The organism is Rhodococcus sp. NPDC019050 (assembly GCF_055664235.1).
Genome location: NZ_JBVOON010000001.1, coordinates 192,675 through 210,558, shown reverse-complemented (window position 1 = coordinate 210,558; position 17,884 = coordinate 192,675). Strand labels below are relative to the sequence as shown.

Annotated in this window: 16 protein-coding genes; 6 read left to right on the top strand and 10 right to left on the bottom strand. The window is 68.8% G+C overall.

The features are described 5' to 3' along the window. The first annotated feature begins 61 nt into the window (after positions 1-61). Positions 62-1,423 (top strand): PhoH family protein, encoded by a 1,362-nt coding sequence (locus AC0B44_RS00995; protein ID WP_471901066.1) that lies wholly within the window; start codon positions 62-64, stop codon positions 1,421-1,423. An 83-nt stretch (positions 1,424-1,506) separates the two neighbouring features. Here AC0B44_RS00995 and AC0B44_RS00990 read toward each other — a convergent pair whose 3' ends face one another. The 3 genes from AC0B44_RS00990 to AC0B44_RS00980 are packed head-to-tail and all read right to left on the bottom strand — an operon-like array spanning position 1,507 to position 4,048. Then, positions 1,507-1,917 carry a carboxymuconolactone decarboxylase family protein gene (locus tag AC0B44_RS00990; RefSeq protein ID WP_471901065.1) on the bottom strand — a complete coding sequence of 137 codons (411 nt, stop codon included), beginning with the start codon at positions 1,915-1,917 and terminating at the stop codon, positions 1,507-1,509. 50 nt (positions 1,918-1,967) lie between these two features. Further along, the gene (locus tag AC0B44_RS00985; protein WP_471901064.1) at positions 1,968-2,411 is read right to left on the bottom strand and encodes a limonene-1,2-epoxide hydrolase family protein; all 444 of its coding nucleotides are present in this window, start codon (positions 2,409-2,411) and stop codon (positions 1,968-1,970) included. Beyond that, positions 2,408-4,048 carry a serine hydrolase gene (locus tag AC0B44_RS00980; RefSeq protein ID WP_471901063.1) on the bottom strand — a complete coding sequence of 547 codons (1,641 nt, stop codon included), beginning with the start codon at positions 4,046-4,048 and terminating at the stop codon, positions 2,408-2,410. The genes AC0B44_RS00985 and AC0B44_RS00980 overlap by 4 nt, the downstream gene beginning before the upstream one ends. Before the next feature lie 179 nt (positions 4,049-4,227). Between AC0B44_RS00980 and AC0B44_RS00975 the strand changes: the two genes are divergently transcribed. Next, positions 4,228-4,818: an LGFP repeat-containing protein gene (locus AC0B44_RS00975; protein ID WP_471901062.1), complete on the top strand. Its 591-nt coding sequence runs from the start codon at positions 4,228-4,230 to the stop codon at positions 4,816-4,818. Between the two features lie 21 nt (positions 4,819-4,839). On the opposite strand, the gene AC0B44_RS00970 is transcribed toward AC0B44_RS00975, so the two are convergent. Further along, entirely contained in the window at positions 4,840-6,258 is a 1,419-nt protein-coding gene (locus AC0B44_RS00970) for a class II fumarate hydratase (protein WP_471901061.1), read from the bottom strand. A gap of 87 nt (positions 6,259-6,345) precedes the next feature. Next, positions 6,346-7,383: a class II fructose-bisphosphatase gene (gene glpX, locus AC0B44_RS00965; protein ID WP_471901060.1), complete on the bottom strand. Its 1,038-nt coding sequence runs from the start codon at positions 7,381-7,383 to the stop codon at positions 6,346-6,348. Between the two features lie 183 nt (positions 7,384-7,566). Between glpX and AC0B44_RS00960 the strand changes: the two genes are divergently transcribed. Then, positions 7,567-8,136, top strand: a complete 570-nt coding sequence (locus tag AC0B44_RS00960) for a DUF4245 domain-containing protein (protein ID WP_471901059.1) — start codon at positions 7,567-7,569, stop codon at positions 8,134-8,136. 31 nt (positions 8,137-8,167) lie between these two features. Here the strand turns inward: AC0B44_RS00960 and AC0B44_RS00955 are convergent, their stop codons facing one another. From AC0B44_RS00955 to AC0B44_RS00945, 3 genes are read right to left on the bottom strand one after another with little or no spacing between them, the layout of a single operon-like run. Beyond that, entirely contained in the window at positions 8,168-8,446 is a 279-nt protein-coding gene (locus AC0B44_RS00955) for an exodeoxyribonuclease VII small subunit (protein ID WP_471901058.1), read from the bottom strand. After that, entirely contained in the window at positions 8,443-9,690 is a 1,248-nt protein-coding gene (gene xseA / locus AC0B44_RS00950) for an exodeoxyribonuclease VII large subunit (RefSeq protein ID WP_471901057.1), read from the bottom strand. Before xseA ends, AC0B44_RS00955 begins: the two co-directional genes overlap by 4 nt. Then, positions 9,687-10,433, bottom strand: a complete 747-nt coding sequence (locus tag AC0B44_RS00945) for a lipid droplet-associated protein (protein ID WP_471901056.1) — start codon at positions 10,431-10,433, stop codon at positions 9,687-9,689. Before AC0B44_RS00945 ends, xseA begins: the two co-directional genes overlap by 4 nt. Before the next feature lie 78 nt (positions 10,434-10,511). Here AC0B44_RS00945 and AC0B44_RS00940 point away from each other — a divergent pair, with 78 nt between their 5' ends. Further along, on the top strand, positions 10,512-11,510 hold the full coding sequence (locus tag AC0B44_RS00940) for a 4-hydroxy-3-methylbut-2-enyl diphosphate reductase (protein ID WP_471901055.1): 999 nt from the start codon (positions 10,512-10,514) through the stop codon (positions 11,508-11,510). Between the two features lie 7 nt (positions 11,511-11,517). Here the strand turns inward: AC0B44_RS00940 and AC0B44_RS00935 are convergent, their stop codons facing one another. Both AC0B44_RS00935 and AC0B44_RS00930 read right to left on the bottom strand, forming a co-directional pair. Next, on the bottom strand, positions 11,518-12,435 hold the full coding sequence (locus AC0B44_RS00935; RefSeq protein WP_471901054.1) for a DUF6542 domain-containing protein: 918 nt from the start codon (positions 12,433-12,435) through the stop codon (positions 11,518-11,520). 24 nt (positions 12,436-12,459) lie between these two features. Beyond that, the gene (locus tag AC0B44_RS00930; RefSeq protein ID WP_471901053.1) at positions 12,460-13,623 is read right to left on the bottom strand and encodes a DNA recombination protein RmuC; all 1,164 of its coding nucleotides are present in this window, start codon (positions 13,621-13,623) and stop codon (positions 12,460-12,462) included. A gap of 78 nt (positions 13,624-13,701) precedes the next feature. On the opposite strand from AC0B44_RS00930, the gene AC0B44_RS00925 reads away from it, so the two are divergent. Further along, a complete protein-coding gene (locus tag AC0B44_RS00925; protein WP_471901052.1) occupies positions 13,702-14,886 on the top strand; it encodes an exonuclease SbcCD subunit D in 1,185 nt (394 codons plus the stop codon). Continuing rightward, positions 14,883-17,861, top strand: a complete 2,979-nt coding sequence (locus AC0B44_RS00920; protein WP_471901051.1) for an AAA family ATPase — start codon at positions 14,883-14,885, stop codon at positions 17,859-17,861. The genes AC0B44_RS00925 and AC0B44_RS00920 overlap by 4 nt, the downstream gene beginning before the upstream one ends. The last annotated feature ends 23 nt before the right edge of the window (positions 17,862-17,884 follow it).

Sequence of the window (17,884 nt, the reverse complement as noted above, 5' to 3'; positions counted from 1 at the left end):
CAGGGACTACCGGCCCACCGAACGACGTCCGCGCGGTGCCGCCCGGACCGAGGAGCCTCACGTGAACGCAGCACGCTCCGTCTCCCCCCGTTCCCCCCGCAAGAGTGCGTCCGCAGCGAGCAAACCGCTGGTCCGGACCTACGTTCTCGACACCTCGGTGTTGCTCTCCGACCCGTGGGCGGTGGCCCGGTTCGCCGAACACGAGGTGGTGCTGCCACTCGTCGTCATCGGTGAACTCGAGGGCAAACGCCACCACCACGAACTGGGATGGTTCGCGCGGGAAGCACTCCGTCTCCTCGACGACCTGCGTCAGCAGTACGGGCGTCTGGACCAGCCCATCCCCATCGGCGAGGCGGGGGGCACCCTGCACGTGGAGCTCAACCACACCGACCAGGCCGTGCTGCCGGCAGGCTTCCGCACCGACACCAACGATTCGCGGATCCTCGCGTGCGCGCTCAATCTGGCGACCGACGGGCGCGACGTGACCCTCGTCAGCAAGGACATCCCGCTGCGCGTCAAGGCGGGCGCTGTGGGTCTGAGGGCGGACGAGTACCGAGCGCAGGACGTCGTCACATCCGGGTGGACGGGCATGACCGAACTCGACGTCGACCGCGCCCTGATCGACGAGTTGTTCGCCGAGGGTGTCGTCGACCTCGACGACGCCCGGGACATTCCGTGTCACACCGGTGTCCGGCTTCTCGGCGGGTCGTCGAGCGCCCTCGGCAGGGTCACCCCGGACAAGCGGGTCCAGTTGGTGCGCGGTGACCGGGAGGCGTTCGGGTTGCACGGGCGTTCCGCCGAACAGCGCATCGCGCTCGAACTGCTGCTGGACGAGTCGATCGGGATCGTCTCGCTCGGAGGCAAGGCGGGCACCGGGAAGTCGGCACTGGCGTTGACGGCAGGCCTCGACGCGGTGCTCGAACGGCGATCGCATCGCAAGGTCGTGGTGTTCCGGCCCCTGTACGCGGTTGGCGGGCAGGAACTCGGATACCTGCCGGGGACCGAAGCCGAGAAGATGAATCCGTGGGGCCAGGCCGTGTTCGACACCCTCGAAGGACTCGCGAGTCCCGCGGTGATGGACGAGGTCATCAGCCGCGGCATGCTGGAAGTGCTTCCCCTGACCCACATTCGGGGCAGGTCGCTGCACGATTCCTTCGTCATCGTCGACGAGGCCCAGTCCCTCGAACGCAACGTCCTGCTCACCGTGCTGTCGCGACTCGGCGCCGGGTCGCGAGTGGTACTCACCCACGACGTCGCGCAGCGCGACAACCTGCGCGTGGGACGGCACGACGGGGTGGCGGCGGTCATCGAAAAGCTCAAGGGGCACCCGCTCTTCGCGCACGTCACGTTGACACGCAGCGAGCGGTCGCCGATCGCGGCACTGGTGACCGACATGCTCGAGGAGTTCGCGCCCGGAGTGTGAGACGACGTGGGCGGCGCCGCGGGGGGCACCGCGCACTTCCCGTATGCCCCATCCGGTCTCCGAAGACCGGATGGGGCATACGGCTATTCGGTGTCGGTGAGGGGACCGAGTTCGGCCTCGAGCACTTCCTGCACCACGCGCATCGCCGCGAGTCCGGCGGGAGCGCCGCAGTACGCGCTGCAGTGGATGACGGATTCGACGATCTCGGTGCGGGTCACCCCGTTGCGCAGAGCGCCGCGGACGTGCCCGCGCAGTTCGTTCTCGGCACGCAGGGCGATGAGCATGCCGAGGTTGAGCAGGCTCCGGCTGCGGCGATCCAGGCCGGGACGCGACCACACCGCACCCCAGGCGTGTTCGGTGACGAACTCCTGCATCGGCTCAGAATCGGTGCCGCGTGCGCGCTCGAAAGCGCGCTCGACGAAGTCGTCACCCATTACTTCGCGCCGGATCTCGAGTCCCGCTGCGAACCCGGGGCTGTTTTCGGCGTCGGACATGCACTGCTCCTTGTCGGCCCGTCACCGACAGGTTCGATGACCGAAGAATTCTATGCCGCTACCGCCCGGCGCCCGGTCACAGCATGCAGGACCCCGCGGAGAGCCCCCAGCAGCACGTTGCCGGGTGAGAAGTGGTCGTCCCACACCGCGATCCGTCCGTCGCGCAGATGGAACGTGCCGCACACCCAGAACCCGATGTCGACCGGTCCCAGCCGGAAGATGTCGGTCCGTTCGGTGAGGACCACGTCGCCGTCCGTTGCGATGTGGTGGGTCACGACGTCGAAATCGACCCACGGGCGTGCCATTCCGTGGAGCATTCCCGCTACCCGTTTGCGCCCGCGCACCGTCGGGAGGGAGGTGTTGTGCCATGCGATGTCGTCGGTGAGCAGATCCGTGGCGGTGTCGAGGGCTCCCGACCCCAGTGCGTCGAGAAAACTCTGCACCGTGACGAGGGAGCTACCCGAGGTCGGGATGGTGGTGTTGTCCTCGCTCATGTGTCTCCTTTGCGAAATGTGCCCAGGCCGTTGGTGTCCCAGTATTCGAATGTGACGTCGTCCGGTGTGAACGTGGCTTTCGAAAGCGTGCCGCCGGGGGCGTTCTCGTTGCTGAGCGGGAAGGTGAACACGTCACCGTCCCAGTGCGTCAGCGGGTACCTCCGGTCGTCGGGGCCGATCAGGAGTACCAGTTCACCGTCCGTCTCCTCGATTCGTGCGGCGCCGAAGTACTCGTTGTGGTAGACGCCCGTGTAGTCGGTGAGGGGCTTGGGCGGCTCCGGATCGGCGGGTGGCGACTGGCCGACGAGCGATCCGACCGGATCGGCGAAGGACGAGAGCGCTTCGGTGTACAGGCCGGCCCAGTCTTCGCGGACCTCCCCGAACTGCACCAGGTCGGCGAACTCCGCGGCGAGGGTTTCCGGCACCCCGATGGGGGCGGCGTTCGTCAGGACGACGATCGCCACGTCGGCGGACGGAATCGCGGTGAACGCGGTCGCGGCACCCGACGCGAAGGCACCCGAGTGGCTCAACATCACGCGACCGGCGGAACTCGTGCCGACATTGAAGCCGTAACCGTAGGAGCCGGCCCGGCTGTCCGGTGTCTGGGGCGGTGACGACGTCGACTGGGGCATCAACGCTGCTTGCAGCGCCACCGGCGACGCGATGCGTCCACCGTCGTACTCGCCGTCGGCGAGAAGCATGGTCAGCCATTTCGCAACGTCCTCGACCGACGAGCTGACCCCGCCGGCCGGGGACTGCTCGTCCGGGACCCGCACGTCGCGTGCCACGTATTCCCCGTCGACGAGCAGGTGGCCGGGCGCGCGGTTGTCCTGCGCCGCGAAGTCGGCGAACCGGGAACTCGTCGACGTCATGCCGAGAGGTTCGTAGAGCACCTGCTCGGAGAGGTCGGCCCAATCCTCCCCGGAGGCCACCGCAACGGATTCGGCTGCGGTGGTGAGGCCGAAGTTGGTGTAGTCGTAGGTGATTCGATACGGACTCAGGGGCAGGTAGCGCAGCCGTTCGATCACGTCGGCGCGATCGAAACCGATGTCCTCGAGGTCGTCACCCGCATGCTCGGGAAGGCCGGACCGGTGTGAGTACAGGTCTCCGACGGTGACATGGGAACCGACGTACGGGTCGGCGAGGGTGAACGTCGGGAGGTGTTCGACGACGGGCGTTTCCCAGGAGACCACCCCCTCGTCGACCTGGTGCGCCACGACCGTCGAACCGATGGGCTTGGACATCGACGCGAGCTGGAAGACCGTCTGCGCGTCGATCGGTTCGTCGCTTCCTTCTCGGCGCACCCCGAAGCCCTCGGCGTACACGGTCTCACCGCCGTGCACGACCGCGACAGCCATACCCGGAATGCCCGAACTGTCCATCAGCCCCTGGGCGAGGTCGCCGACCTGGGACACCGCGTCGTCGATCTGCCCGTCGGGGATCGCGACCCCGGCGACCTGCGGGGGCGACAGGGCGGCGGAGGGGTCGGTTGTCGTGGAGGCTTCCGTGCTCGACGACGACGATCCGGTGTTCTCGGTGCCGTCGCTGCCCTCGGTGCTCGTGGACGCGCACCCCGCAGCGACGAGTGCCACGACGGTGACGGCCATGGTCGAACGGTGACGACGTGAAACGCGCATGTCGGCCTCTTTCGCTGCGTCGAATCCTAACGGGCGGAGGGGCCTCGTGACGCCCGATCAGAGACCGCGGATCCGGCGGAAACGCCGGTTTTCGTAGTCGGGATCAGGCACCCTGGATATCGGTGCGAACGTCCGGCAGTGCCGTGAGACGGGATTGCAATCCATCGAGGAGCGACGCCATGAGAATTCCACGACGAAGTGCGTCCATCGCTGCGGCCGTCGCCGCCGTCGGACTGGTAGCGGTCGGGTGCGGTGACGACAACTCCGCATCCGACGTGGTGGGCAGCGCGACCAGTGCCGCGGGATCGGTGGCCGAGAGTGTCGGGTCGCAGGCGCAGAGCGCGGTCGAGTCGATCACGGCGGGCGAGAGCACGGAGGGCGGCGAACCGTCCGAGCCGGCCGCCGACCAGTCGAGCGCCGTGCCCGGACCGAACGGAGAGGAAGTCGAGCTGAGCGGGCCGATCCTCGCCAAGTACATGGAAGCCGGCGGTGCGGAGAGCCCGCTCGGCAACGCGACCGGCAACCAGGAAGAGGTCGGGGACGGCTACGTCGCCGAGTTCGAGGGCGGCATAATCGCCTGGAGCCCGGACACCGACGCCCACATCGTGTGGGGCGAGATCCGTGTCGCGTGGGAGGCGGACGGGGGAGCGGGCGGGGTGCTCGGATTCCCCATCAGCGACGAGGAAACGATTCCCGGAGGGTTCCGCAGCAACTTCCAGTTCGGCTACATCACCTTCATCGACGGTGCCACCGAAGTCGTCCAGGAATGACCGCCGCCCGCTCCGCGCGGGTCAGCTTTCCCGGTCGACGCGCGTCATCGCGAGCACGTCGAGCCTGCGGTCGAGTTCTTCCTCGCTGAGGCTCTCACCGATCAGTCCGCGGTCCACGACGGTCTGCCGGATGGTCTTGCCTTCCTTGATCGCCTCTTTCGCCACGGCCGCGGCTTCCTCGTAACCGATCGCGGAATTGAGCGGCGTGACGATCGACGGTGAAGATTCCGCGAGTGTGCGCAGGTGCTCGACGTTCGCGGTGAGACCTTCGATGCAGCGGTCGGCGAACAGCCGGGAGACATTGGCGAGCAACCGGATCGATTCGAGCAGGTTGCGGGCCATCACCGGGATGTAGACGTTGAGCTCGAACGCTCCGCCCGCGCCTCCCCACGCGATCGCGGCGTCGTTGCCGACCACCTGTGCCGCTACCTGCGTAACCGCTTCGGGCAGAACAGGGTTGACCTTGCCCGGCATGATCGAGCTGCCCGGCTGCAGATCCGGGAGGCGGATCTCGGCGAGACCGGTGAGCGGCCCGGATCCCATCCAGCGCACATCGTTGGCAATCTTGGTGAGCGACACCGCCACCGTCCGGAGCGCGCCGGACGCCTCGACGAGCCCGTCGCGTGCCGCCTGCGCCTCGAAGCTGTCGAGCGCGGGCCGGAGATCCTCGACGCCGGTGGCCTTCACCAGTTCCGCGACCACGCGGACACCGAAGTCCTCGGGCGCGTTGAGCCCGGTGCCCACAGCGGTCCCGCCGATGGGCAGTTCACCGAGCCTGGGCAACGTGGCGCCCAGTCGCTCGATCCCGGCCTCGATCTGCCGGGCGTAGCCGCCGAACTCCTGTCCCAATGTCACAGGCACGGCGTCCATCAGGTGCGTACGACCGGATTTGACGACGGTGCGCCACTCCTCGGACTTCGCAGCCAGCGCCGCCCGGAGGTGTTCGAGCGCCGGAATGAGATCCTTCACAACCGCTTCGGTGGCCGCGACGTGCGTTGCGGTGGGGAAGGTGTCGTTCGAGGACTGCGACATGTTGACGTGGTCGTTGGCGTGGACCTCGACGCCGGCGCGGCTCGCGAGAGAGGCGATGACCTCGTTGGTGTTCATGTTCGAACTGGTGCCGGACCCGGTCTGGAAGACGTCGATCGGGAACTGGTCGTTGTGCTTGCCCGCGGAGATTTCGTTCGCGGCCGCGATGATGGCGTCGGCCTTCTCGGGGTCGAGCAACCCGAGGTCCTTGTTGACCTGTGCGCATGCGCCTTTGAGCAAGCCCAGGGCGTGGATCTGCGCCGGCTCGAGCGGCCGACCCGAAATGGGGAAATTCTCGACGGCCCGCTGCGTCTGGGCTCGCCACAGGGCGTCCACCGGAACCCGGACTTCACCCATCGTGTCGTGCTCGATACGGAACTGCTGGGAAGACTGTTCGGATGTGTCGGTCATGAATCCACCGTATGCCCGGCACCCCTACAGCGCGGGGCGGCACGACGACAAAGTCGACGTGCCGCCCCGCACACGGAGGATCGAGGATCAGGGCATCGGAGGCGTAGCGCCCTCGACACCGTGGAAGTCGATGGATGAGAACTCACCGAGCTTCTCGAGCCGGTGGTACGCCTCGACCATGCGGACCGTGCCGGACTTGCTTCGCATGACGATCGACTGCGTGGTCGCGCCGCCACCGTAGTACCGGACGCCCTTGAGCAGATCGCCGTCGGTCACGCCGGTCGCGCAGAAGAAGATGTTGTCGCCCGTGACGAGTTCACGCGTGGTGAGCACGCGGTCGAGATCGTGTCCGGCGTCGATGGCCTTCTGGCGCTCGGCGTCGTCGGTCGGCGCGAGCTGACCGTGCAACTCGCCGCCCATGCAGCGGAGTGCTGCCGCGGCGATGATGCCCTCGGGGGTGCCGCCGATACCGAGCAGCATGTCGACGCCGGAGTCCGGGCGTGCCGTCGCGATCGCACCGGCGACGTCACCGTCGGAGATGAGCCGGATGCGGGCACCGGTTTCGCGGGTCTGACGGATGATTTCGGCGTGCCGCGGACGGTCGAGGATGACGACAGTGGTGTCGGAGACCGCGCGGTTCTTGGCCTTCGCGACGCGACGGATGTTCTCGGCGACACCGGCGGACAGATCGATCACGTCGGCGGCTTCGGGGCCGACGGCGATCTTGTTCATGTAGAACACGGCGGACGGGTCGAACATCGTCCCGCGCTCGGCGACCGCGAGGACGGCGATCGATCCGGGCGCACCCTTCGCCATCAGCGTGGTGCCGTCGATCGGGTCGACTGCGACGTCGCAGTCCGGGCCGTCGCCGTTGCCGACCTCTTCGCCGTTGTAGAGCATGGGCGCTTCGTCCTTCTCGCCCTCGCCGATCACGACGACGCCCTGCATGGACACGGAGCTCACCATGTGGCGCATCGCGTCGACGGCGGCGCCGTCGCCACCCTCCTTGTCACCGCGTCCCACCCAGCGGCCTGCAGCCATTGCCGCGGCTTCTGTCACACGCACCAGCTCGAGTGCGAGGTTGCGGTCCGGAGCTTCGCGACGAGATGGGGTGCTGGCCGTCATGGGCTACTGCCTCCTGAAGAATTTCGGTCGACGCGGAGCGCCGGCACGTGGGCGGCCGCCGTTCGGCGCCCGCACGATCCGATACGTGTATCGCGTCCTGATTGTCTCACCACCGCCGCTCGCACAGCGTGCCGGACCCGGGCGGCGTCGGCACACGCGACATCGGGCTGTCAGACTGGATGCGTGGCATCCGACAAACCCCGCATCCTCAACGATTCCCGCGACATGGCCTGGTCGCTCATTCCGTTGGTCGCGCTGTGTCTCCTCATCGCAGCGATCGCAGCCCAGTGCTCGTTCAGCCCGGGCGGACCGACCGCCGGTCCGGTGCCGTCGTTCGACGTCGATGCAGGTCTGCAGTACGACGCCGGCGAACTCGGCTTCCCGATCCGGCAGCCGGAGGTGCCGGACGAATGGCAGGCCAACTCGGGTAGCCGCAGCATCATCACCGGCGCCCAGGGCGGCGACTCGAGCACCGTCGGTTACATCACGGGGGCTGGCCGGTACGTCCGGTTCACCCAGTCGGACGCGGGCCCGACCGAACTCGTGTCCTTCGTCGCGGGCGGCTCGCGTGCCGTCACCGACTTCCGCGAGATCGACGGACGCGAATGGGTGGTCTACGGCGGCGAGGGCGTCGAACCGCTGTGGGTGTCGGACTTCGGCGACGTCCGGATCCTGATCGGCGGATCCGGCGACGAGGCGGAACTCACCACCTTGGCGACCGCCGCCGGTCGAGCGGAGCCGCTCGAGCCCTGACCGGCGTCATTCGTCGTACTCGGCGGCCGCGTTATTCGTCGTCGTCGGTGTCCTCGTCGGTGTCGATGTCGTCCGCCTGGGCGAGCGCACTCTCGACCCGCTCGCGGGCGCCCGCAAGGTGTTCCTCGCAGCGCTTGGCGAGGGCTTCGCCGCGCTCCCACAGCTGAAGCGACTCGTCCAGGTCGAGCCCGCCCTGTTCGAGCATCTTCACGACGTTGACCAGTTCGTCGCGCGCCCGTTCGTAGCCGAATTCCCGCACGTCGGCGTTGGCCTCGTCCACAGTTGTTGCCTCGGTTCTCGTGTTCGTCATTTCTCGTGTCCCATCACTGCGGCTCGCGCCGCGCCGTCGGCGACGCGCACCCGTAACTGGGTGCCGATGGGCATTTCGTCCAGCGTCCGGACCACTTCGGGGTTGCCACCCGGGACGACCCGCTGGACCACGGCGTAACCGCGCGCCAGGGTTGCTGCCGGCCCCAGCGTGCTCAGGCGCGCCCGCATGTGTTCGAGCGTCGACGACGCCATCGAGATCGTCCGGCCGATGTCTCGCCGCCCGGCCTGCCGCAACCGGTCGATCTCTTCGTGCCTGCGGTCCAGGGCACGGAACGGGTCGGCCAGCACCGGCCGGTCGCGTAGTTGCGCGATGACGTGTTCCTCCCGCCGGACCCAGGAACGCAGAGCCGCCGCGGATCGGGTGCGCAGTTCGTCGACCAGATACTGCTCGGCGACCGCATCGGGCACCACTCGCTTCGCGGCGTCGGTGGGCGTCGCCGCTCGGAGATCGGCGACGTGATCGGACAACGGGCTGTCGGGCTCGTGCCCGATGGCACTGACCACCGGCGTGGTGCACGCGACGATGGCCCGGCACAGCGCCTCGTCGGAGAAGGGCAGCAGGTCTTCGACGCTGCCTCCGCCGCGCGCGAGGATGATCACGTCCACTGCCGGGTCCACGTCGAGTGCTTCGAGCGCATCCAGGATCTGTGGGACCGCGGTCGGGCCCTGCACGGTGGTGTGCCGTATGTCGATCTGCACCGCGGGCCATCGCCGCTGAGCGACCGACACCACGTCCCGTTCGGCGGCGCTGGCACGACCGGTGATCAGCCCGATACGCCGGGGGAGGAACGGCAGCGGCCGCTTGAGCCGCGGATCGAACAGGCCCTCGGCGGCGAGCAGGCTCCGCAGCCGTTCGATACGGGCGAGCAACTCACCGATGCCGACGGCCCGGATCTCCGTCACTCGCAGCGACAGGGTGCCGCGCCCCGCCCAGTACGTGAGCTTGCCGAACATGATGACGCGGCTGCCCTCGGTGATCGGCACCGGTGAGTTCTGCAGCAACTGCGGCGAACACGTCACCGGCAGCGACATGTCCACCGAAGCATCACGCAGCGTCAGGAACGCCGTCCGGGTGCCCGGGCGCGCGTTGATCTGCGTGACCTGACCTTCCACCCAGATGGTGCCGAGGCGGTCGATCCACCCGGCGACCTTCTGCGAGACGGTGCGGACGGGCCACGGATTCTCCGGGGAGTTCGGCCGCGCCGCGGATTGTGCCGCCGTCACTTGTTACGCACGCTCGAGACCCGGTTCGACAACATCGTCATGAACGGTGCGCGCGCCGCATGTGCCGTCTCGTAGTCGAGCAAAACCGTCAGATCGTCGATCGAGAGCGTGCGCAGACGTGCACGCAACTGCGCGAGGGTGAGCGCGTCGTAGTCGAGGTACTCGACGATCTCGGGGACGTCGGCGGTCTTCGTGGCACCCGATTTCGGGGCAGCTTTCGAAGCCGAAGCTTTCGACGCCGAAGCCTTGGAGGTCGTGGCTTTCGATGCCGTCGATTTCGCAGCGGTCTTCTTGGCGGGCCGTTTCTTGGCGGGCGCCGACTTCTCGGCCGGACGGGACGCCACCACACCGAGTGTGGAGGAGTCTTCCGTGGAATTGTCCGACTCGTCGCCTGCGACCGGCGGCGGTGTCGAATACAGCGCGAAGCGCCCGGGCGTCGCCGGTGCCTCGCCGTTCGCGCCGGTACCTGTGCGTGTGCCGGTGCCCGTGTTCGACGGAACAGCGTCGTCGAACACCGCCCACTCGGGGTTTTCCTCGGGACGCGCGCCGAGAGTCTCGAAAAGATGATCGCCCTTGATCGCCAGCGACGTCAGTACCTGCTGAAACCGCATCGTCGTCTGGAGGATCTGGCTCACCGTCGTCATCGGTAGCGACACAGCGGTACTCGGAAGTTTGAGGGTCTCTTCGAAGGCGGTGACAGCCATGCCGGCGGCCACCCGGGCCATGAACGGTGGACGGATCATGCCTCAAGCCTGCCCGATGAACCGCATGATTGGTAGCCGACACGGGCCCGGGCACAACGCGGCCCGTACTCTGGTGTTATGTCTGCGTCTGTTCCACTCGAAGTCGGGATCACTCGATCGGCCCGTAGCGAGGCCTCGGGCAAACGAGTGCTGCTCGCCGAACCGCGCGGCTATTGCGCCGGTGTCGACCGGGCCGTCGAAACGGTCGAGAAGGCTCTCGACAAATACGGTGCGCCCCTCTACGTCCGCAAGGAGATCGTGCACAACCGGCACGTCGTCGAGACCCTCGCCGAGCGCGGCGTCGTCTTCGTCGAGGAGACCGACGAGGTACCCGCCGGGTCGGTGCTGGTGTTCTCGGCACACGGGGTGTCCCCGGCCGTGCACGAGGCCGCCGCCGAGCGCGAACTCCGGACCATCGACGCGACCTGCCCTCTCGTCACCAAGGTCCACCAGGAAGCCAAGCGCTTCGCCCGCGACGACTACGACATCCTGCTCATCGGTCACGAAGGCCACGAAGAGGTCGAGGGCACCGCCGGCGAGGCACCCGAACACGTCCAGCTGGTCGACGGCCCCGACGCGGTCGATGCGGTCACGATCCGCGATCCCGAGAAGGTCATCTGGCTGTCCCAGACGACACTGAGCGTCGACGAGACGATGCAGACCGTGCAGCGTCTGCGGGAGAAGTTCCCGCAGTTGCAGGATCCGCCGTCCGACGACATCTGCTACGCCACCCAGAACCGGCAGGTCGCGGTGAAGGCGATGGCACCCGAATGCGACCTGGTCATCGTCGTCGGTTCCCGCAATTCGTCGAACTCGGTTCGCCTCGTCGAGGTGGCCCTCAACGCCGGCGCGCGTGCCGCTCACCTGGTGGACTACGCCCGCGAAGTGGACCCGGCCTGGCTCGAAGGTGTCGAGACCGTCGGTATCACCTCGGGTGCCTCGGTCCCCGAGATCCTCGTCCAGGGAGTGGTCGATCTGCTCGACGAGCACGGCTTCCACGACGTCCGGTCGGTGACCACGGCCAACGAGACCCTGGTGTTCGCCCTGCCCCGCGAACTGCGCGCGGCGCGGCACTGACTCCGGGTCAGTCCTCGTAGCGGTCGCGGTACCGCACCTGCGGCGGCGGCTGATGAGTCGGCGCTGGCTGCGGTGCCGCGACCGGACGCGGCTCCCGGCGAACGGCCTCGGGGGCAGGAGGACGCCGGCGCAGGGCACGTTCCTCGGCCGGTGGCACGAAGTCGGCGCGGGGCGCGCGAGGACGTCGCGCGGCCCGTTCGACGCGAGTCGGGGGATCGACGGCGCGAGCCCCCTCGCTCGCCGGCGCGGGGCGGCGCCTGGGCGCCCCACCGGACCGGCTATCGGTCACGTCGCGCACCGACGCTGTCGGAGGCGCGGACTTGCGCACGGGAGCCTTCTCGGAGCCGCCCTGAGGCTGCCCGGACCGGGGACTCGCACGCCGGGAGACCCGTGCCCGCCTGGATTCGGTGTCCTGCTCGGAAGGCCTGCGACGAGCCGGCCGGGACCTCGACGCCGAGCGAGTACGAGACGAACGTGAACGTGCACCAGCGCTCTGCTGGGCGGCGTAGATCCGGAAGCCGCCGATCAGCAGCACCAGCACTGTCGCGAGCAGCATCGCCGGGAAGCGGTTGACCAGCGGATACGCGACATTGAGCACGAGATCCCTCAGGCCGGACGAGGTTCCCGTGGAAATGATCTCCTGGCCCAGCGGCACGGCCGCCATGAGGAGCAGCGGCGGTTGCGCAATCGCGGTGAAAAGTCCGCTGTGGCGAACCGCGGCGACTGCCGCTACGCACCCGAGCACGTAGAAGGCGGTGAACGCGGCCGTGAGTTCGTTGCCACGCGCGGCGTCGATCAGAATTCCGACGGCGGTGACCCCGGCTGCGATGGCGATCGCACCCCACCACGGCACACCCGGAACCGTCGAAATCAACGACCGCGTGTCGAGCGGCACCGCCGAGCGAGCACGTTGGGTTGGAGACACGAGCTAAACACTAGCGCGGCGGTGTCAGCTTGCTTCGTCGACAGGACCGTCGGATTCCGTTCTGCTCGTGTGCGTGCTCCGTCGAGGCCACGCCTCGACCCGCCGCACCTCGGGCACCTCGCCGTCGAAAATCTCCAGGTCGTGCAGCTTGCGAGCCGTGACACCCACTCGCGTCTCCATCGACGACACGGTGACGTTGAACGACTCCACCGCCTTCCCCAACTGCGAACCGAGCCGGTCGAGATGCGACCCGACCGCGCCGAGCCGCTGATACAACTCGCGTCCGAGCCGGTGGATCGTCGCAGCGTCGCGGGAGAGCGCCTCCTGCCTCCAGGTGTGCGCGATGGTCCGCAGAAGCGCCACGAGCGTCGTGGGCGTCGCGAGGATGACGTTCCGCGCGAACGCGTACTCGAGCAGACCTGCGTCCGCCCCCAGCGCGGCGTCGAGGAACGGGTCGCCCGGGACGAACAGCACCACGAACTCCGGGGTCGGATCGAACGACTCCCAGTACGCTTTGGCGGACAACTGGTCGACGTGGGTGCGCAATTGCCGTGCATGACGGGTGAGGTGCTTCGTGCGCTCGGCCGGGTCGTCGGCTTCGGCGGCGTCGAGGTAGGCGGCGAACGGCACCTTCGCGTCGACGACGATCTGCTTGCCGCCGGCCAGGTAGACGACGAGATCGGGGCGTGCCCCATCCTTGGTGACCTGTGTGTCGAAGTCACAGTGCCGGACCATCCCGGCGAGTTCGACGACGCGCTCGAGCTGGATCTCGCCCCACCGTCCGCGAACCTGGGGTGCCCGCAGCGCGGTGACGAGTTGTTGCGTCCGGGTCGAGAGCAACTGCGACACCCGATGCATCCCCTCCACCTGCTCGGTGAGCCCCGCGTACGCGTGCACCCGGCTGCGCTCGACCTGCTCGACCTGCCGGGCCAGGGCTCCCACCGCGTCCTGCAGCGGATCGACCAGCCGCGAGACCTGGTCGCCGATCGCGCCGGACTGCCGGCGGGCGGCGTCCTCGCTCACGGCGGCCAGCGACTGCCTCAGCTGTGCCTCGTTGCCGCGCAGCGCGGCGAGCTCGGCCTCCGCCCGTGCCGCACGTTCGCCGTCGCGCGACGCGCGGGCAAGCCATCCGACGACGGCACCGAGAACGAGGGCGACAAGCAGTCCGAGCGCCGTGAGTGCAGTCATGTGGCGCATGATGCCGCACTCGTCCGACACCTGCCCGGAACCGGGACGTGTCGGCACGCTCCTCTACCGTCGGAGTCCATGCGCATCCTGCACACCTCCGACTGGCACATCGGTCGCACCTTCCACGGTGTCGACCTTCTCGCCGACCAGCGTCGTGCGCTCGACGCGATCGCCGACCTCGTCGCGGAGCAGGACATCGATGTGGTGGTCGTACCCGGCGACGTCTACGACCGCTCGATCCCGAGTTCCGACGCGGTCGCGGTGTGCAATGCGGGCTTCGAGGCCATCCGCGCGGCGGGCGCGGTCATCGTCGCGACCTCCGGCAACCACGATTCCCCGGTGCGGCTCGGAGCCGGAGCAGCGTTCGCCGCACACGGTGGTTTGCACCTGATCACCCGGGTGTCGCAGATCGAGCATCCCGTCGTCCTCCACGACGAGCACGGACCGGTCGCTTTCTACGGCATCCCGTACCTCGAGCCCGAAATCACCCGTGCCGAACTCGATGTGCCGAAAGCACGGTCGCACCAGGAGATCCTCGATGCTGCGATGCGCCGGGTGCGGGAGGACGCTGCGAGGCGCGGGGGCCGCACGGTGGTGCTCGCGCACGCGTTCGTGGTCGGCGCAGAGCCCACGGGGTCGGAACGATCCATCTCCGTCGGCGGCGTCGAGACCGTGTCGGCATCGTCGTTCGCCGGTGCCGACTACGTGGCCCTCGGACATCTGCATTCGCCCCAGACGGTCGCCGAACACGTCCGGTACTCCGGGTCGCCGCTGCCGTATTCGTTCGGTGAGCGCACCCACCGCAAAGCGGTGTGGGTCGTAGATCTGGACGAGACGGGTCTGCGCTCCGTCGACCGGATCGATCTGCCGGTGGTCCGGCCGCTGACGAAGCTGACGGGCACCCTCGACACTCTGCTCGACGACTCGGCGCACGCCGAGGCGGTCGAGCACTACGTCTCAGCCACGCTCACCGATCCGGTCCGTCCGCTCGACGCGATGCGCAGGCTTCAGGAGCGCTTCCCTCATGCCGTCCACGTCGAGTGGCAGCGGCCCGCCACCTCGTCGGAGGGCAGTTACCGAGACAAGGTGCGCGGACGCAGCGACGTGCAGATCGCCGAGTCGTTCCTCGCCGACGTCCGGTCCGCGCCGTCGCCTCGCGAACTGGGGTGGATCGACCAGGCACTGCGCGACGCCGACCGCAAGCAGGGCGTCGGCGACGCACTGCCCGGTGCCGACCGCGCCCGGACGGATGTGCCCGCGTGAGGCTTCACACGCTCGAGGTCACGGCGTTCGGGCCGTTCGCGAACACCGTCGAGATCGACTTCGACGAACTCGGCGCAGACGGGTTGTTCCTGCTCCACGGTCAGACGGGCGCGGGCAAGACATCAATCCTCGACGCGGTGGCCTTCGCCCTGTACGGCACGGTTCCGGGGGCGCGCGCCGACGGCCGTCGCCTGCTGTCCGACCATGCTCCGGCGGGCGTCGCGCCCCGTGTCAGTCTCGAAGCCACCATCTCGGGCCGGCGGATCCTCCTCGAACGCAGTCCCGAGTACGAGCGTCCCAAGTTGCGGGGCACCGGCACCGTCAAGCAGCAGGCCAAAGCCACCCTGACCTGGCTCGACGGAGGAGGGGAGAACCTGTCCCGGATCCCCGATATCGGTGACGCCGTCAAGGGCCTGCTCGGCATGAGCGCCGAACAGTTCTTCCAGGTGGTGCTTCTGCCCCAGGGCGACTTCGCGAAGTTCCTGCGCGCAGGCAGCGAAGAACGCGGCAGATTGCTCGAGCGTCTGTTCGACACCACCCGCTTCGGCGATGTCGAGCAGTGGTTTCGCGAACGGCGTGGCACGGGCGGCAAACTCCTCGCCGAGCAACAGAAGGCGGTCGATCTGCTCGCGGCGAAGGTAGCCGCCGCAGCAGGCATCGAGGCGGGAGCCGATGCAGACCCGGTCGAGTGGGCGCACCGACTGTCGGCCGACGCCGCGGACACCCGCGACGCCGCGGCCTCGGTCCTCGAACGCGCCCGCGAGGCCGACAGCGCGAACCGGCGGGCACTCGACGCCGCCGTGGCGCTGGAACAAAGCTTGCGTCGTCGCGCCGACGGGCTGGCCGCACTCGAAAAGCTCGATGCGATCGAGCCTGTCCGTGCGGGCCTGCGGAGCGAACGCGACGCCGCACGCCGCGCGATACCGGTATCGATCCTCGACCGTGATGCGGTGCGGGCTGTTTCGGACGCAGAGAAAGCGGCCCGCGCAGCGGAAGCAGCCACGAACCCGCTGCGGGGAGACGACGAAGGCTCGAACCTGCTGTCCGAGATCGGCGACGTCCCCGCCGACACCGACCGGGCGCTGATCCGGCCCCGGTGCGAACAGTGGTCTGCCGAGGCTGCCCGGCTCGACGATCTGATGGAACAGCACCGGCGCCTGACAACCGTCGAGCAAGACCTGGTTCGTGTGGCTGAGCGTCGCGGCGCCCTCGGCGACGATCACGGACGTCTGGTCACCGAGCGCGCGGCCATACCCGACCGGCTCACTGCGGCAGTGGCGTCGGTGAGTGCCGCGGAGCAGGCCGCCGCGACCGTTCCGGGACTCGTCGCGGCCCGCGATCTGGCTGCGGATTCGTTGAAGGCCGCCGCCGAACTTGCGGTGCGCAGCGCCGACCTCGAGCGGGCGCAGCAGCGAGTGCTGGAGTTGCACTCGGCATTCAACGATGCCCGCGACACCCATCTCGACATCCGCCGCCGCCGTATCGAGGGGATGGCAGCGGAACTGGCGGCCCGCCTCACCGCGGGCGAACCCTGCGAAGTCTGCGGCGCCACCGAACATCCCGCTCCGGCCGTCCCCGCACCGGACACGGTCACCAAGGACGACGAGACCGCCGCACAGGCTGCGGAACAGCGGGCGGAGGCGGCACTCGCCGATGCGCGCACCGTCGCCGCTGACACTGCCGGTGCCGTCGCGATGCTGCGCCAGCGTTGCGGTGACGCACCCGTCGACGATCTCACCGTGCGCCACGAACACGCGGTACGAGCACACGACGAAGCAAAAACCGAGGCAGCGCAGCTCGCTCGACGACGCGCCGCGGTCGACGAACTGCACCGTCACGCCACCGACCTCGACGAACGAATCCGCCGGGTGGAATCGGAACTCGCCGACCTGGACCGTCGTCACGCCGTGCTGTCGGCGGAGGCCGCCGAGATCCGGACCCGCATCACCGACGCTGTCGGGGATGCCGAGTCCCTAGCGCCGCGGCGACGACGGGTCGCGGGGCTCGCCGCGGCGGCGACTGCGTTGCTCGACGCGCGCGCGACGGCTGCTCACGCCCGCAGGGTGGCCGACCAGCGGTCCGCCGAGGCTCTCGACGCCGCGGAAGACGCCGGCTTCGCCGATCTGGAGGCTGCCCGCGCGGCGCTCCGTCCGGCCGAGCGGCTCGACGAGATCGACCGTGTCCTTCGGGCAGCCGACAACGAACGCGCGGTCGCGACGGCCACGCTGGCGGAGCCGGCGATTGCTGTGCTCACCGGAGACGAGCAGGCCGATGTCACCGGCGCCCGGGAGCGGGTCGAGGCGGGCGCTGCTGCGCTCGACGGGGCGCACGCGGCCGCGACCGAAGCGGCACGGCGGGCTCTCGACATCGACGCGTTCACGGCCCGCCTCGAGCAGGCGTACGCGAAACTCGTGCCGTTGCGCGACGAACAGGCCGAACTCTCCGATCTCGCAGACGTCGTCGCCGGTGGCGGTTCCAACGCCAAGAAGATGTCGTTGCGGTCGTACGTCCTCGCGGCCCGACTCGAGGAGGTTGCCGAGGCGGCGTCCGAGAGACTGCGCAGGATGTCCGGTGGCCGATACGAATTCGTGCACTCCGACGCGGCCGACACCCGTGGCCGACGGGGTGGCCTGGGACTCGACATCCACGACGAATACACCGGCGTGGTGCGGTCGACGAAAACCCTCTCCGGCGGCGAGTCCTTCCAGGCGTCGCTGGCGCTCGCGCTGGGCCTTGCCGACGTCGTCGCGGCGGAAGCCGGTGGGCTGGTGCTCGACACGATGTTCATCGACGAGGGATTCGGGACCCTCGACGCGGACTCGCTCGACGCGGTGATGGGTGTGCTCGACGAACTGCGCGCAGGCGGCCGTGTCGTCGGGGTGGTCAGCCACGTCGACGAGATGCGCCAGCGGATCCCGAGCCGGCTTCACGTCATCCGTGGCCGGTCGGGATCCACCGTGCAGGTCGCGAGCTGACTCGCCTGAGCCTCGACGGGCTC